Source organism: Pseudomonas putida (genome assembly GCF_003228315.1).
In the GTDB taxonomy this organism is placed as follows: Bacteria; Pseudomonadota; Gammaproteobacteria; order Pseudomonadales; family Pseudomonadaceae; genus Aquipseudomonas; species Aquipseudomonas putida_S.
On the sequence record NZ_CP029693.1, the window covers coordinates 4,096,017 to 4,111,651 of the forward strand.

Sequence of the window (15,635 nt, forward strand, 5' to 3'; positions counted from 1 at the left end):
GTGAGAGTCAGACAGCCGCTTATCACTCTGTTGTTACTCGCTTCGTTCCTCGGCGGCTGCGCCAGCCAGGACCTGCAGCGCGAGCCGAGCCAGGCCTTACCGGCCAGCGCTTCGGCCTTTGGCCGTTCGGTCCAGGCCCAAGCTGCGACTCACGAAGGTAAATCAGGCTTTCGCTTGCTGTCCGACAGCACCGAGGCCTTTACCGCTCGCGCCGAGTTGATTCGCAACGCCCAGAGCAGCCTCGATTTGCAGTACTACATCGTCCATGACGGCATCAGCACGCGCATGCTGGTGGAAGAACTGCTCAAGGCCGCCGATCGCGGCGTGCGCGTGCGCATCCTGCTCGACGACACCACCAGTGATGGCCAGGACGTCACCATCGCCACCCTGGCTGCGCATCCGCAGATCCAGATTCGCGTGTTCAACCCCCTGCACCTCGGACGCAGCACCGGCGTGACACGCACCATGGGCCGACTGTTCAATCTCTCGCAACAGCACCGGCGCATGCACAACAAGTTGTGGCTGGCCGATAACAGCATGGCCATCGTCGGCGGGCGAAATCTGGGGGACGAGTATTTCGACGCGGAACCCAAACTGAACTTCACCGACATCGACATCCTCGGCGTCGGACCGGTCGCCGAGCAGTTGGGGCACAGTTTCGACCAATACTGGAACAGCGCCCTGAGCAAACCGATCGATACCTTCGTCTCCAGCAAACCCACCGCCAAGGACCTGGAAAACACCCGGATCCGGCTGGAGGACTCCCTGAAGGAGTACCGCAAGCAGAACCACGCGCTCTATAAGCAGCTGAAGAAATTCGCCACCGCCCCGCGCCTGGACGCCTGGCGCAAGGAACTGATCTGGGCGTGGAACCAGGCGCTGTGGGATGCGCCGAGCAAGGTACTGGCCAAGGACGAGCCCGATTCGCAATTACTGCTGACCACCCAACTGGCACCGGAACTCAAAGGCGTCAGCAAGGAGCTGATCATGGTGTCGGCCTATTTCGTTCCCGGCCAACCGGGGCTGGTGTACCTGACCGGGCGCGCCGATGCCGGCGTCTCGGTGCGCCTGTTGACCAATGCCCTGGAAGCCACGGACGTACCTGCGGTGCATGGCGGCTATATGCCGTATCGCAGGGCGCTGCTGGAGCACGGCGTGCAGCTGTTCGAATTGCGCCGCCAACCCGGAGATGACAGCGGTAGCGGACCGCGGCTGTTTTCCAGCAAGTCCTACGGCGATTCCGACTCCAGCCTGCACAGCAAGGCGATCGTCTTCGATCAGCAAAAATCCTTCATCGGCTCGTTCAATTTCGACCCGCGCTCGACGCTGTGGAATACCGAAGTCGGCGTACTGGTGGACAGCCCCGAGCTCGCCGCCCGGGTCCGCGAACTGGCACTACAGGGCATGGCGCCGGCCCTGAGTTATCAGGTGAAACTGGAACATGGCCAGGTTGTCTGGGTCACCGAGGACGACGGCAAGATGCACACCGTGACCCAGGAGCCTGGCAACTGGTGGCGCCGCTTCAATGCCTGGCTCAGCAACACCGTCGGACTTGAGCGGATGCTTTGACGCGATCCTAGGCCGGCTGCACCGACCCGAACGCACCTTGGCGCGACACCAGAATCACCAACCCGAACGCCCCCGTCGCCATCAGCAACGGCAAGGCATGCCCGCTGATCCATTGGCTACCGGCGCCGGCGATCAACGGCCCGAGCAGGCAACCGATCCCCCATAGCTGCGCAATATGCGCATTGGCCCGAACCAGCGCGTCGTCGCGATAACGCTCGCCGATAAGTATCAGCGACAGGGTGAACAATCCACCGGCACTGGCGCCGAACAGCACCCACAGCGGCCAAATCAACAGCGTATCGATCAGCGGCGGAATGGCCAGGCTCGAGACCAGCAGGACCATCGCGCAGCCAGTGAACAGCGTGCGCCGCGACACGCGATCGGCCAGCGCGCCAATCGGCAATTGCAGCAGGGCATCGCCCACCACCACCGTGCTGACCATCGCCAGGGCGATTTCCGTGGTGAAGCCCTGGCGCAGGCAGTAGACCGGCAGCAGCGTCAGGATCATGGCTTCGAACGCCGCGAACAGCGACACACCCCAGGCGATCGCGGGTAAGCCGCGACAGAACGCCAGCAGATCACCAAAGGTCACACTGCAGGATTCGCTGCTGGGAGCACCGCTGCGCCCCAGCAACAGGAAAGGCGCCGCCACCAGTAAACCGACGCCGACCCAGAAGCCATAATCGTGTTCGGTGCCGAGCACGCCCAGCAGAATCGGCCCGGCCAACTGGCTCAATGCGTAGCTGCTGCCATACAGCGCTACCAGCCGTCCGCGCCATTGCTCGACCACCAGCTGGTTGATCCAGCTTTCGCCGAGGATGAACACCAGCGTCAGCACCACGCCGATCATCAAGCGCAGCGCCAGCCAGATCGGATAACTGGGCAGCAGCGCCAACAGACCGATGGACACCGCGCCACCCCACAAGCACAGGCGCATCAGGTTGGCCGTGCCCAGGCGTGACGCCAGATGACTGGAAATCTTCGCGCCCACCAGCACGCCGATGGCTGGCATCGCCGCCATTACACCGATTGCAAACGAGCCATAACCCCAGCTTTCCAGGCGAAACGACACCAGCGGCATGCTGACCCCCAGGGCCAGGCCGACACTCAAGACAGACGCCAACACGGCGAAATACGTCGCCCAACGCATGTTCCACGCTCCTGTGGATATTATTTTCTGCACACACAAAACACTGTGGGAGCGAGCCTGCTCGCGATGACGGAGCAACATTCAACATTGACGTCGACTGTCATACCGCTATCGCGAGCAGGCTCGCTCCCACAGGGGATTTGCGTCGAGCCCCGGCATTGCCAGGGCTCGCTTCACATCACAACTTGATCCAGGTCGCCTTCAGCTCGGTGTACTTGTCGAACGCGTGCAGCGACTTGTCGCGACCGTTGCCGGACTGCTTGAAGCCACCGAACGGTGCGGTCATGTCACCGCCGTCGTACTGGTTGACCCACACGCTGCCGGCACGCAGTGCACGGGCGGTGAGGTGAGCCTTGGAGATGTCAGACGTCCAGACCGCTGCCGCCAGGCCGTATGGCGTGTCGTTGGCGATATTGATGGCCTCTTCGGCGGTATCGAATTCGATGACCGACAGTACCGGGCCGAAGATTTCTTCCTGGGCGATTTTCATCGCGTTGCTCACGCCATCGAAAATGGTCGGTTCAACGTAGGTCCCGCCAGTTTCCTGGAGGGTACGCTTGCCACCGGCCACCAGTTTGGCGCCGTCGGCGTGACCGGATTCGATGTAGGACAGCACGGTGTTCATCTGCTGGGTATCGACCAGCGCACCGACGTTGGTCGCCGGATCCAGCGGGTTGCCCGGCTTCCAGGTTTTCAGCGCCTCGATCACCAACGGCAGGAATTTGTCCTTGATGGAACGCTCCACCAGCAGACGCGAGCCGGCGGTGCAGACTTCGCCCTGGTTGAAGGCGATGGCGCCCGCAGCGGATTCGGCGGCTTCTTGCAGGTTCGGGGCATCGGCGAACACGATGTTCGGGCTCTTGCCGCCGGCTTCCAGCCAGATGCGCTTCATGTTCGACTCGCCGGCGTAGATCATCAGTTGCTTGGCGATCTTGGTGGAACCGGTGAACACCAGCGTGTCGACGTCGTTGTGCAGGCCCAGGGCCTTGCCGACGGTGTGGCCGTAGCCCGGCAGTACGTTCAGCACGCCTTTCGGAATGCCGGCCTCGACAGCCAGTGCCGCAATGCGGATGGCGGTCAGCGGGGATTTTTCCGAAGGCTTGAGGATCACCGAGTTACCGGTGGACAGCGCCGGGCCCAGTTTCCAGCAGGCCATCATCAGCGGGAAGTTCCACGGCACGATGGCGGCAACGACACCCACCGGCTCACGGGTCACCAGACCCAGCTGATCGTGCGGGGTGGCCGCGACTTCGTCGTAGATCTTGTCGATGGCTTCGCCGCTCCAGCTCAGGGCTTGCGCCGCGCCGGGAACGTCGATGTACAGGGAGTCACTGATCGGCTTGCCCATGTCCAGGGTTTCAAGCAGGGCCAGTTCCTCGGCGTGCTTTTTCAGCAGGCCGGCGAAACGGATCATGGTGGCTTTGCGCTTGGTCGGCGCCAGGCGCGACCAGACGCCGGAATTGAAGGTGGCGCGAGCGTTTTCCACGGCGCGCTGGGCGTCGGCGGCGTCACAGCTGGCAATCTTGCCAAGCAGGCGGCCATCGACCGGGCTGATGCACTCGAAGGTCTCGCCGGAAACGGCATCGGTGTACTCGCCATTGAGGTAAGCGCGGCCTTCGATCTTCAGGTCGCGAGCCTTTTGTTCCCAGTCGGCACGAGTCAGGGTGGTCATACGAGTGTCCTCCTCTTATTGAATACGACACCCGCGCTTTCGCGGGTGCTTTCAGGAATTCCGCCCGGCCAGGCTGCTTTTCGGCTCTGGGCATCCGCCACCCTAAACCAGCGGCTGGTGAAGTTTCAATATATTTGACATAACGCCGGCAAACGGCCTTGCGATGTTCATTTTAATAAACATAGACTTTGACCAAATCAACCACTCGCACCGCAATGACGGGGGACAACAACAATGAGCATCCAGAACATCGTCGACTTCAGCCAGGCCACCACCGCCGCCGAACGCTATCGCCCGGATCCGGCGAAAGTGCTCAAGGGCGACCCCGAGCAAGCGGTGTACAACCACTACAACAGCCCTTGTGGCCAATTGAACGCTGGTGTGTGGGAAGGAGCCGTTGGCCAGTGGACGGTGAATTTCACGGAACACGAATACTGTGAAATCGTGCAGGGCGTGTCCGTGCTGCGTGATCTTGATGGTAATGCCAAGACATTGCGTGTTGGCGATCGCTTCGTCATCCCGGCAGGTTTCCGGGGTACCTGGGAAGTGCTGGAGCCTTGCCGCAAGATCTATGTGGCGTTTGAGCAGAAGGCCTGAGTTTACTCGTCGTTTGAACTGACGCCTTCGCGAGCAGGCTTGCTCGCGAAGGGGCACTGACAGACAACGCGTAACCAGCAGGCAACAAAAAAGGCCCGTATCTCGCGATACGGGCCTTTTTCGTAAGTCGGGAAAAATCAATTACTTGATTTTGCCTTCCTTGTAGATCACGTGCTTGCGAACAACCGGATCATATTTCTTGATCTCGATTTTGTCCGGAGTAGTGCGCTTGTTCTTGTCGGTAGTGTAGAAGTGACCAGTACCGGCGCTCGAAATCAAACGAATCAATTCACGCATGATTAGCTCCCTTAAACCTTGCCATCGCGACGAAGTTCGGCCAGCACGACACTGATGCCACGCTTGTCGATGATGCGCATGCCTTTGGCAGATACGCGCAGACGTACGAAACGTTTCTCTTCTTCAACCCAGAAGCGGTGATGCTGCAGGTTCGGCAGGAAACGACGACGGGTTTTGTTGTTTGCGTGGGAAATGTTGTTCCCAGTCACCGGACCCTTACCGGTAACTTGACATACTCTAGACATGCCTCAGCCCTCTAAAACCACATGCCCAACCCGGCATGGGTTGGCCGCTTAATCTCTAGTCATTGTGGCGCCAGGCGCCGCGATTCTTTAGAGGTCTTACCGGCTACACCTACAGTGAAGGAACCGGGCCCCTAGAAAAGAGCGCTGCTTTATACCAGAAAGACTGGAGAGCAACAACATTCGCTGTGCCCTGAATCGATAAAAACCCGGTTTTTCCCGCTTCAAGCGCTTTGGATAAGGGCTGTTGGCGATTTCGACCGCTCGTCGCAGAAAACCGCAATCGCGGGTTTCCCAACCAGGCACAGCAAAATCAGGCGCCTATAGTCCACTCAAAATGAAAAAGGGGATAGTCATTTGCAAGGCAGCCCACTAGGGTAAGCCTTTTCCAGACTGCACTTGCAGATGGGCCTTCGATCTGTAAAGGAATCCGACCATGCGCCTCGCTGCTCTACCCCTGTTGCTCGTCCCTCTTCTGCTGAGTCCTTTGGCCCAGGCAGCGGCCCTGAGTGTCTGCACCGAGGCCAGTCCGGAAGGATTCGATGTGGTGCAGTACAACTCGTTGACCACCACCAATGCCTCTGCCGATGTGCTGATGAACCGTCTGGTGGATTTCGACACCGCCAGCGGCAAAGTGGTGCCCAGCCTCGCCGACAGCTGGGAAGTCAGCCCCGATGGCCTGACTTACGTGTTCAAGCTGCACCCACAGGTGAAATTCCACCGCACCGACTACTTCAGCCCGACGCGCGAACTGACCGCCGAAGATGTGAAGTTCAGCTTCGATCGCATGCTCGACCCGGCCAACCCGTGGCACCAGGTCGCCCAGAGCGGCTTCCCCCACGCGCAATCGATGCAATTGCCAGCACTCATCAAGAAGATCGACGCACTTGATCCGCTGACCGTGCGTTTCACCCTTGATCACGCCGACTCGACCTTCCTGGCGACCTTGAGCATGGGTTTTGCCTCGATCTACTCGGCCGAGTACGCCGACAAACTGTTGAAGGCCGGCACGACGGAAAAGCTCAACAGCCAGCCAATCGGCACCGGGCCCTTTGTTTTCACGCGCTTCCAGAAAGACGCCTCGGTTCGCTACAAGGCCAACCCGGACTACTTCGGCGGCAAGCCGTCGGTGGACCCGCTGATCTTCGCCATCACGCCTGATGCCAACGTACGCCTGCAAAAGTTGCGTCGTAACGAATGCCAGATTGCCCTGTCGCCCAAGCCACTGGACGTACAGGCTGCTATGAAAGAACCGACGCTGAAAGTCGAAAAGACTGAAGCCTTCATGACCGCATTCGTCGGCATCAACAGCCAGCATCCTCCCCTGGACAAGCCGGAGGTGCGCCAGGCGATCAACCTTGCCTTCGACAAGGCCAACTACGTCAAAGCCGTGTTCGAAGACACCGCCGAACCTGCCAACGGCCCTTACCCGCCGAACACCTGGAGCTACGCCAAAAACCTGCCTGGCTACCCCCATGACATGGCAAAAGCCAAGGCATTGATGGCCAAGGCCGGGCTGAAGGACGGTTTCCAGACCACCATCTGGACTCGCCCGTCAGGCAGCTTGCTGAACCCGAATCCAAGCCTTGGTGCACAACTGCTGCAGTCGGACCTCGCGGAAATCGGCATTCAGGCCGAGATTCGTGTGATCGAATGGGGTGAACTAATCCGCCGCGCCAAGGCCGGCGAGCACGATCTGCTGTTCATGGGCTGGGCCGGTGATAACGGTGACCCGGACAACTTCCTCACGCCGCAGTTTTCCTGCGCCGCGGTCAAGTCCGGTACTAACTTCGCCCGCTACTGCAACCAGGATCTGGACAAGCTGATCAGCGCCGGCAAGACCACCGGCGAACAGGGCGTGCGCACCAAGCTCTACGAACAGGCCCAGGCGCAGATCCAGCAACAGGCGCTGTGGCTGCCCCTGGCCCATCCGACGGCGTTTGCCCTGACGCGCAAGGATATCGAGGGTTATCAGGTGAGCCCGTTCGGACGGCAGGATTACTCCAAGGTGAGTTTCAAATAATCAACACACAAACCTGTAGAAGCGAACCTGCTCGCGATGGGCGTCAACGATGACGAGGGTCGTCTGGATGAACGCGACGCCCCTGCCACCATCGCGAGCAGGCTCGCTCCTACAGAGAAGCCTTCACATCCAGCCATACTCGGCCATCGACAGCGGATCGCCATCCCCGATGATGAAGTGATCAAGCACCCGCACATCAATCAGCTCAAGCGCCTTCTGCAAGCGCTTGGTCAGCGACCGATCGGCCTGGCTGGGGGTGGAGTTGCCCGACGGGTGGTTGTGGCAGAGGATCAGGGCGGCGGCGTTGTGTACCAATGCGCGCTTGACCACCTCTCGTGGATGGACGCTGGTGTTGTCGATGGAGCCGCGAAACAGCGCCTCAAAGGTCAGCACCTGGTGTTTCGAATCCAGAAACAGACAACCGAACACCTCGTGTGGCTCATGCCGCAGCATCGCCTTGAGGTAATCACGCACCGCATGTGGATTCTCGAGGGCCGGCTTAAGGCGCAATCGTTCGGCCAGATGCCGTCGACTCATTTCCAGCACCGCCTGCAACTGTGCAAATTTTGCCGGCCCCAGCCCCAACTGCGTGCTGAAGGCGGCGAGATCTGCCTCCAACAACGACCGCAGGCTGCCAAACTGGCTCAGCAGATGCCGCGCCAGATCCACCGCGCTTTTGCCGGACACACCGGTTCGTAAAAAGATGGCCAGTAATTCGGCATCCGAAAGGCATGCCGATCCCTGCTCAAGCAGCTTCTCCCGCGGCCGCTCCGCCGCCGGCCAATCGCGAATACTCATAGCACCTCCCTGTCTGTGGGCGCCGCTGTTCCATAGCGGGCGCTGTGATATCGTAGCCCATCTTTTTTGCGGGCGAATTCACCCTGGGGAGGGGGTTTCGCTACGTATGTCACCAACGAATTGAAAGGCAGATCTATGCAGCGGCTGTATCGGAAACGCATTGTTCTGGGCGTCGGCGGCGGCATTGCTGCCTACAAGAGCGCCGATCTGGTTCGCCGCCTGATGGACCAGGGCGCCGAAGTGCGCGTGGTCATGACCCGTGGCGGTGCCGAGTTCATCACTCCGCTGACCATGCAGGCCCTGTCGGGACACCCTGTACACCTGGACCTGCTGGACCCTGCAGCCGAAGCGGCCATGGGGCACATCGAGCTGGCCAAATGGGCCGACCTGGTGCTGATCGCCCCAGCCACCGCCGACCTGATCGCCCGGCTGGCCCAAGGCATTGCCGATGACCTGCTGACCACGCTGGTGCTGGCCACCGATGCGGTGGTCGCCGTAGCTCCAGCGATGAACCAGGCCATGTGGCGCGACCCGGCCACCCAGGCCAACCTGCAAACCCTTGAAAGTCGCGACCTGAAAGTCTTCGGCCCCGCCTCCGGCAGCCAGGCCTGTGGCGACGTAGGCCTGGGCCGCATGCTCGAGGCCACCGACCTGGCCCAGCTTGCCGCGGACTGCTTCAAGCGTCAGGCACTGACCGGCAAGCACGTACTGATCACTGCCGGCCCGACCCAGGAAAACATCGATCCGGTGCGCTACATCACCAACCACAGCTCCGGAAAAATGGGCTTTGCCCTGGCCGAAGCCGCAGTGGAAGCCGGTGCCCGCGTGACCCTGATCACCGGCCCCGTGCACCTGCCGACCCCGGATCGCGTCACCCGTATCGACGTGGTCAGCGCCCGCGACATGCTCGCCGCCTGCGAAGCGGCGATTCCTTGCGACCTGTTCATCGCCTCGGCTGCGGTTGCCGATTACCGCCCGGAAGTCGTCGCACCACAGAAACTCAAGAAAGATCCTACGAACGGCGACGGCTTGTTGCTACAAATGGTGCGCAACCCGGACATCCTGGCCAGCATCGCCACGCGCCCCGACCGCCCGTTCAGTGTCGGTTTCGCCGCTGAAACCGAACACCTGCTCGACTACGCTGCCCGCAAGTTGAAAGACAAGAATCTCGATTTGATCGTCGCCAACGACGTCGCCAACCCGAGCATTGGCTTCAACAGCGAAGAGAACGCCTGCAGCGTGATCGACCGCGACCTCCACGCCACACTTTTCGCCCAGACCAGCAAGAGCAAGATTGCTCGACAGCTGATCACCTTCATCGCTGAACGACTGAACCAGGTTTAATTTACATGCACGCTTTGCAAGCCAAGATCCTCGACCCTCGCATCGGTACCGAATTCCCGCTGCCGCAGTACGCCACTCCGGGCTCCGCTGGCCTGGACCTGCGCGCCATGCTGGAAAAAGACATTGTGATCAAACCGGGAGAGACGGTGCTGATCCCGACCGGGCTGTCGGTCTACATCGGCGACCCGAGCCTCGCCGCCCTGATCCTGCCGCGCTCCGGCCTGGGCCATAAGCACGGCATCGTGCTGGGCAACCTGGTCGGTCTGATCGACTCGGACTACCAGGGCCCGCTGATGGTGTCCTGCTGGAACCGTGGCCAGACCGACTTCACCATGGCGGTAGGAGAGCGTCTGGCGCAGCTGGTATTGGTGCCGGTGGTTCAGGCTCATTTCGAGATGGTCGAAGAGTTCGTCGAGACCCAGCGCGGCACCGGCGGTTTTGGCCACTCCGGCAGCCATTGATCCGAAACGCAGCCCCTTCAGGGAGCCCGCCTGAATCAAGGCATTGGCTGGTCAAACGACTGTCGACATTGCTGGCATGGCCTTTTCGCACCACGAACTCTCTGCGAAAAACGCCGTCATACCTTCCAGTTTGAGCTTGCCGCCGAATGATTCGCCGGCAAGTCCAGCCACTTTCAAGATGGAGCATTTCCGCAGATGAGCACCCCCGCCCGCGTCGCCCCCAAGTTCCCCGACAGTATTTTTCGTGCCTACGACATTCGTGGCACCGTCCCGGAATTTCTGAACGCCGAGACGGCTTACTGGCTCGGTCGCGCCATCGGTGCCCAGAGCCTGGCCCAGAACGAACCGAATGTTTCCGTCGGCCGCGACGGTCGTCTTTCCGGCCCGGAACTGGTGGAGCAATTGATTCAGGGCCTGGCCGACAGCGGCTGCCACGTCAGCGACGTTGGCCTGGTACCGACGCCTGCGCTGTACTACGCCGCCAACGTACTGGCCGGCAAGTCCGGTGTGATGCTGACCGGTAGCCACAACCCGTCGAACTACAACGGCTTCAAAATCGTCATCGCGGGCGACACCCTGGCCAACGAACAAATCCAGGCCCTGCACGATCGCCTCAAGAACAACGACCTGAGCAGCGACAAGGGCAGCATCACCAAAGTCGAAATTCTCGACCGCTACACCACCGAAATCGTCCAGGACATCAAGCTGGCCCGTCGCCTGAAAGTCGTGGTGGACTGCGGCAACGGTGCGGCCGGTGTGATTGCCCCACAGTTGATCGAAGCCTTGAACTGCGAAGTCATCCCGCTGTTCTGCGAAGTCGACGGCAACTTCCCGAACCACCACCCGGACCCGGGCAAACCTGAAAACCTCGTCGACCTGATCGCCAAGGTCAAGGAAACCAACGCCGACATCGGCCTGGCTTTCGATGGCGACGGTGACCGCGTCGGCGTGGTGACCAACACCGGCACCATCGTGTTCCCGGATCGCCTGCTGATGCTGTTTGCCCGCGACGTGCTGGCCCGTAACCCGGACGCGGAAATCATCTTCGACGTCAAATGCACCCGTCGCCTGATCCCGCTGATCAAGGAATACGGCGGCCAGTCACTAATGTGGAAGACCGGTCATTCGTTGATCAAAAAGAAAATGAAACAATCCGGCGCCCTGTTGGCCGGCGAAATGAGCGGGCACATCTTCTTCAAGGAGCGCTGGTTCGGTTTCGACGACGGCATTTACAGCGCCGCACGGCTGCTGGAGATTCTCAGCAAGGAAAAATCCACCGCGGAAGAGCTGTTCGCCACCTTCCCGAACGATATTTCTACGCCGGAAATCAATATCCATGTGACCGAAGAGAGCAAATTCAGCATCATTGATGCATTGCATGACGCACAGTGGGGCGCAGGCGCCGACCTGACCACCATTGACGGCGTGCGAGTCGACTATGCCAAAGGCTGGGGCCTGGTTCGCGCCTCCAACACCACACCGGTGCTGGTACTGCGGTTCGAGGCCGATGACGAGGCAGAACTTTCGCGCATCAAGGACGTTTTCCGCGTCCAGTTGAAGCGCGTTGCACCTGATCTCCAACTACCGTTCTGATTCACCCGGAGCCCTGAATGACCCTCGAACGCGAAGCCGCCGCCAACACCGCCAAGGTCCTGTCCGAAGCGTTGCCTTACATTCGCCGCTATGTCGGCAAGACACTGGTGATCAAATACGGCGGCAACGCGATGGAAAGCGAGGAGCTGAAAACCGGCTTCGCCCGCGACATCGTGCTGATGAAGGCTGTCGGCATCAACCCGGTCGTGGTTCACGGTGGTGGCCCGCAAATCGGTGATCTGCTCAAGCGCCTGTCGATCGAGAGCCACTTCGTCGACGGCATGCGCGTCACCGACGCCGCGACCATGGACGTGGTGGAGATGGTCCTCGGCGGCCAGGTCAACAAGGACATCGTCAACCTGATCAACCGTCATGGCGGCAGCGCCATCGGCCTGACCGGTAAAGATGCCGAGCTGATCCGCGCGAAGAAGCTCACCGTCACCCGCCAGACCCCGGAGATGACCCAGCCGGAAATCATCGACATCGGTCACGTCGGCGAAGTGGTCGGGATCAACACCGACTTGCTGAACCTGCTGGTCAAAGGCGATTTCATTCCGGTGATCGCACCGATCGGCGTTGGCGAAAACGGCGAGTCGTACAACATCAACGCCGACCTGGTGGCCGGTAAAGTGGCCGAAGCACTCAAGGCCGAAAAACTGATGCTGCTGACCAATATCGCCGGCCTGATGGACAAGTCGGGCAAGGTCCTGACCGGTCTGAGCACGCAGCAAGTCGATGACCTGATCGCCGACGGCACCATCTATGGCGGCATGCTGCCGAAGATCCGTTGCGCGCTGGAAGCGGTCCAGGGTGGCGTGGGCAGCTCGCTGATCATTGATGGTCGCGTGCCGAACGCGATCCTGCTGGAGATCTTTACCGATACCGGCGTGGGCACCCTAATCAGCAATCGCAAGCGTCACTAAGCGATAGCGCATACGAAAAGACCCCGCTCAGCCTGGCTGAGCGGGGTCTTTTTTTGCCTGCACTCCACTGTAGGGGCGAGCATGCTCGCTCCTACAGAGGCCGCGTGTGCTAAACGCCGAACTGTGCGCGGTACGCTTCCACGGCAGGCAGGTGTTGCTTGAGCTGAGGATCGTCAGCCAGGAACTCCAGCACCTGGTTCAGCGAAACAATGCTGATCACCGGAATGCCGAAGTCGCGCTCCACTTCCTGAATCGCCGACAGCTCACCGTTGCCGCGCTCCTGACGGTTCAGGGCGATCAGAACGCCCGCCGCCTTGGCGCCATCCTGGGAGGCGATGATCTGCATCACTTCGCGGATGGCGGTGCCGGCGGTGATCACGTCGTCGATGATCAGCACTTCGCCGGTCAACGGTGCACCCACCAGACTGCCACCTTCGCCGTGGGCCTTGGCTTCCTTGCGGTTGAAGCACCATGGCAGGTCACGGTTGTGATGCTCGGCCAACGCCACGGCAGTGGTCGCCGCCAAAGGGATGCCCTTGTAGGCCGGACCGAACAGAACGTCGAAGGGAATGCCGCTTTCGGCAATGGCGGCGGCGTAGAAACGCCCCAGCTGCGCCAGGGCCGAACCCGAGTTGAACAGGCCGGCGTTGAAGAAGTAAGGACTGGTACGCCCGGACTTCAGGGTGAACTCACCGAAGCGCAAAACGCCGCGATCGATGGCAAAACGAATGAAATCGCGCTGATACGCTTGCATGAAAAAAACCCCAAATACCACGGATTTAGCTAATTAGCTTGACGCCGTGTATCATACACGCACGCGATTTTTGGGGCCATTTATGCGGATCATCAGTGTGAACGTCAATGGTATTCAGGCTGCAGTCGAGCGCGGTTTGCTCAGTTGGCTGCAGGCTCAGAATGCCGACGTCATCTGCCTGCAGGACACCCGTGCCTCCGCCTTTGAACTGGACGATCCAGCCTTCCAACTGGATGGATACTTCCTTTATGCCTGCGACGCCGAAGTCCCCGCCCAAGGTGGTGTGGCTTTGTATTCGCGGTTGCAACCGAAGGCTGTCATCAGCGGTCTCGGTTTCGAGACGGCCGACCGCTACGGGCGCTACCTGCAAGCCGATTTCGACAAAGTCAGTATTGCAACCTTGCTGCTTCCGTCGGGTATGAACGGCGATGAGGACTTGAACCAGAAGTTCAAGCTCATGGACGACTTCGCCAAGTACCTGGACAAGCAGCGGCGCAAACGCCGCGAGTACATTTATTGTGGCTCGCTGTACGTGGCGCAACAGAAGCTCGACATCAAGAACTGGCGCGACAGCCAGCAATCTCCGGGCTTCCTGGCACCTGAACGTGCCTGGATGGACGAGATTGTCGGCAACATGGGCTACGTCGATGCCTTGCGCGAAGTCAGCCGCGAAGGCGACCAGTACAGCTGGTGGCCGGACACCGAACAGGCAGAAATGCTCAACCTCGGATGGCGTTTCGACTATCAGATCCTGACACCGGGTCTGCGCCGCTTCGTACGCAGCGCGCGCCTGCCACGTCAGCCACGGTTCTCGCAGCACGCGCCGCTGATCGTGGACTACGACTGGACGCTGACCATCTAAGCGTCGTTTCACCATAAAAAATGCCCGTATCGCGAGATACGGGCATTTTTTATGCGCCAGTTCGAGCCAGCGGCTGCCTCAGACCGCCGCAATAAACGGCAGGGACAGGTACAACTTGATCACGATGACATTGATGATGTCGATAAAGAACGCGCCCACCATCGGCACCACCAGGAACGCGATCTGCGAAGGCCCATAGCGCTGCGTCACCGCCTGCATATTCGCGATGGCCGTTGGCGTCGCACCCAACCCGAAACCACAATGCCCTGCCGCCAATACTGCCGCATCGTAGTTGCCGCCCATCATTCTGAACGTCACGAAAATCGCGAAAAGTGCCATGACCAACGCCTGCACAGCCAGGATGATAAAGATCGGCAAAGCCAGCGCCGCCAAATCCCACAGCTTGAGCGACATCAGCGCGATGGCAAGAAACAGCGACAGGCTGACATTTCCCAGCACCGAGACTTCACGCTCGAATACCTGATAAAGACCAAAAATTGAAAGACCGTTGCGCAGCAACACCCCTCCGAAAAGCACGCAAACGAATGTCGGCAACTCGAATGCCGTCCCGTGCAGCAGACCATTCAAAAGATTGCCAAACAGCAGGCTGACTGCGATCAAAGCCAGGGTTTCGATAAACGTAAAGGGAGTGATCGAGCGCTCTTTGTTCGGCTGTTCAAAACCCTTCGGCAGGCGCGGTACCTCCTGCATGTTGCAGCCAGGCACCTCCACACGCCTGATGAGCAAGCGCGCGACCGGACCACCGATCAATCCGCCCAACACCAGACCGAAGGTCGCTGAGGCTATCGCCAGTTCAGAAGCGGAAGCCAGGCCGTATTTCTCGCTGAATACCGTTCCCCATGCAGCGCCAGTTCCGTGACCGCCCGCCAGGGTAATCGAACCCGTCAACAACCCCATCAGCGGATCGAGTCCCAGCATGGCTGCCAGTCCGATACCCATGGCGTTCTGCAGCACCAGAAGTCCGGTGACCGCCAATAGAAATATCCCCACTACGCGGCCGCCTTTCTTCAGGCTGGCGAAATCTGCACTCAAACCGATAGTCGCAAAAAACGCCAGCATCAAGGGAGTTTGCAGCGAAGTGTCGAAACGGACTTCAACATCAAGCGTTCGCAATACCAGAAGGATCACGGCAATCAACAGACCACCCGCCACAGGCTCGGGAATATTAAAATTGCGCAGAACACCAACACGGGCAATAAGACCACGTCCCAAAAGAAGCACAAGGGAGGCGGCCACGAGCGTGCCGTAAAAATCGAGCTGAATCATTTGGATTATTCTTGACTGTATATTCAGGGGCGAACTCTTCCTTATGTCTGCCTCATGAACCGG

At 60.0% G+C, this 15,635-nt stretch carries 14 protein-coding genes and 1 pseudogene; 8 read left to right on the forward strand and 7 right to left on the reverse strand.

The genetic code is table 11. The annotated features are described in order from the left end of the window. On the forward strand, nucleotides 1-1,569 hold the full coding sequence (locus tag DKY63_RS19165; RefSeq protein ID WP_110965519.1) for a phospholipase D family protein: 1,569 nt from the start codon (nucleotides 1-3) through the stop codon (nucleotides 1,567-1,569). A gap of 7 nt (nucleotides 1,570-1,576) precedes the next feature. Here the strand turns inward: DKY63_RS19165 and DKY63_RS19170 are convergent, their stop codons facing one another. Both DKY63_RS19170 and DKY63_RS19175 read right to left on the reverse strand, forming a co-directional pair. After that, nucleotides 1,577-2,719, reverse strand: coding sequence for an MFS transporter (locus DKY63_RS19170; RefSeq protein ID WP_110965520.1), 1,143 nt, complete (start codon nucleotides 2,717-2,719; stop codon nucleotides 1,577-1,579). 178 nt (nucleotides 2,720-2,897) lie between these two features. Beyond that, a complete protein-coding gene (locus DKY63_RS19175; protein ID WP_110965521.1) occupies nucleotides 2,898-4,391 on the reverse strand; it encodes an aldehyde dehydrogenase in 1,494 nt (497 codons plus the stop codon). Nucleotides 4,392-4,625: 234 nt separating this feature from the next. Between DKY63_RS19175 and DKY63_RS19180 the strand changes: the two genes are divergently transcribed. Beyond that, a complete protein-coding gene (locus tag DKY63_RS19180) occupies nucleotides 4,626-4,988 on the forward strand; it encodes a cupin domain-containing protein (RefSeq protein WP_110965522.1) in 363 nt (120 codons plus the stop codon). A gap of 141 nt (nucleotides 4,989-5,129) precedes the next feature. Here the strand turns inward: DKY63_RS19180 and rpmG are convergent, their stop codons facing one another. Both rpmG and rpmB read right to left on the reverse strand, forming a co-directional pair. Beyond that, nucleotides 5,130-5,285 (reverse strand): 50S ribosomal protein L33, encoded by a 156-nt coding sequence (gene rpmG, locus DKY63_RS19185; RefSeq protein ID WP_003177274.1) that lies wholly within the window; start codon nucleotides 5,283-5,285, stop codon nucleotides 5,130-5,132. An 11-nt stretch (nucleotides 5,286-5,296) separates the two neighbouring features. Then, nucleotides 5,297-5,530: a 50S ribosomal protein L28 gene (gene rpmB, locus DKY63_RS19190; protein ID WP_003177273.1), complete on the reverse strand. Its 234-nt coding sequence runs from the start codon at nucleotides 5,528-5,530 to the stop codon at nucleotides 5,297-5,299. A gap of 433 nt (nucleotides 5,531-5,963) precedes the next feature. On the opposite strand from rpmB, the gene DKY63_RS19195 reads away from it, so the two are divergent. Beyond that, a complete protein-coding gene (locus tag DKY63_RS19195) occupies nucleotides 5,964-7,550 on the forward strand; it encodes an ABC transporter substrate-binding protein (RefSeq protein WP_110965523.1) in 1,587 nt (528 codons plus the stop codon). Between the two features lie 123 nt (nucleotides 7,551-7,673). On the opposite strand, the gene radC is transcribed toward DKY63_RS19195, so the two are convergent. After that, entirely contained in the window at nucleotides 7,674-8,348 is a 675-nt protein-coding gene (gene radC / locus DKY63_RS19200; RefSeq protein WP_110965524.1) for a RadC family protein, read from the reverse strand. 135 nt (nucleotides 8,349-8,483) lie between these two features. On the opposite strand from radC, the gene coaBC reads away from it, so the two are divergent. The 4 genes and pseudogenes from coaBC to argB all read left to right on the forward strand — a co-directional run bounded on the left by coaBC (nucleotide 8,484) and on the right by argB (nucleotide 12,669). Beyond that, nucleotides 8,484-9,692: a bifunctional phosphopantothenoylcysteine decarboxylase/phosphopantothenate--cysteine ligase CoaBC gene (gene coaBC, locus DKY63_RS19205; RefSeq protein ID WP_110965525.1), complete on the forward strand. Its 1,209-nt coding sequence runs from the start codon at nucleotides 8,484-8,486 to the stop codon at nucleotides 9,690-9,692. A 5-nt stretch (nucleotides 9,693-9,697) separates the two neighbouring features. Continuing rightward, a complete protein-coding gene (gene dut, locus DKY63_RS19210; RefSeq protein WP_110965526.1) occupies nucleotides 9,698-10,153 on the forward strand; it encodes a dUTP diphosphatase in 456 nt (151 codons plus the stop codon). Between the two features lie 189 nt (nucleotides 10,154-10,342). Beyond that, a pseudogene (locus tag DKY63_RS19215) lies at nucleotides 10,343-11,746 on the forward strand (phosphomannomutase/phosphoglucomutase); the annotation flags it as partial. 17 nt (nucleotides 11,747-11,763) lie between these two features. Continuing rightward, nucleotides 11,764-12,669 (forward strand): acetylglutamate kinase, encoded by a 906-nt coding sequence (gene argB / locus DKY63_RS19220; protein ID WP_110965528.1) that lies wholly within the window; start codon nucleotides 11,764-11,766, stop codon nucleotides 12,667-12,669. Between the two features lie 109 nt (nucleotides 12,670-12,778). Here argB and pyrE read toward each other — a convergent pair whose 3' ends face one another. After that, complete coding sequence (pyrE, locus tag DKY63_RS19225; protein ID WP_007954442.1) at nucleotides 12,779-13,423, reverse strand: orotate phosphoribosyltransferase; 645 nt, start codon at nucleotides 13,421-13,423, stop codon at nucleotides 12,779-12,781. Nucleotides 13,424-13,505: 82 nt separating this feature from the next. Here pyrE and DKY63_RS19230 point away from each other — a divergent pair, with 82 nt between their 5' ends. Beyond that, complete coding sequence (locus DKY63_RS19230; protein WP_110965529.1) at nucleotides 13,506-14,285, forward strand: exodeoxyribonuclease III; 780 nt, start codon at nucleotides 13,506-13,508, stop codon at nucleotides 14,283-14,285. Between the two features lie 78 nt (nucleotides 14,286-14,363). Here the strand turns inward: DKY63_RS19230 and gltS are convergent, their stop codons facing one another. Next, on the reverse strand, nucleotides 14,364-15,572 hold the full coding sequence (gltS, locus tag DKY63_RS19235) for a sodium/glutamate symporter (protein ID WP_110965530.1): 1,209 nt from the start codon (nucleotides 15,570-15,572) through the stop codon (nucleotides 14,364-14,366). Between the last annotated feature and the right edge of the window lie 63 nt (nucleotides 15,573-15,635).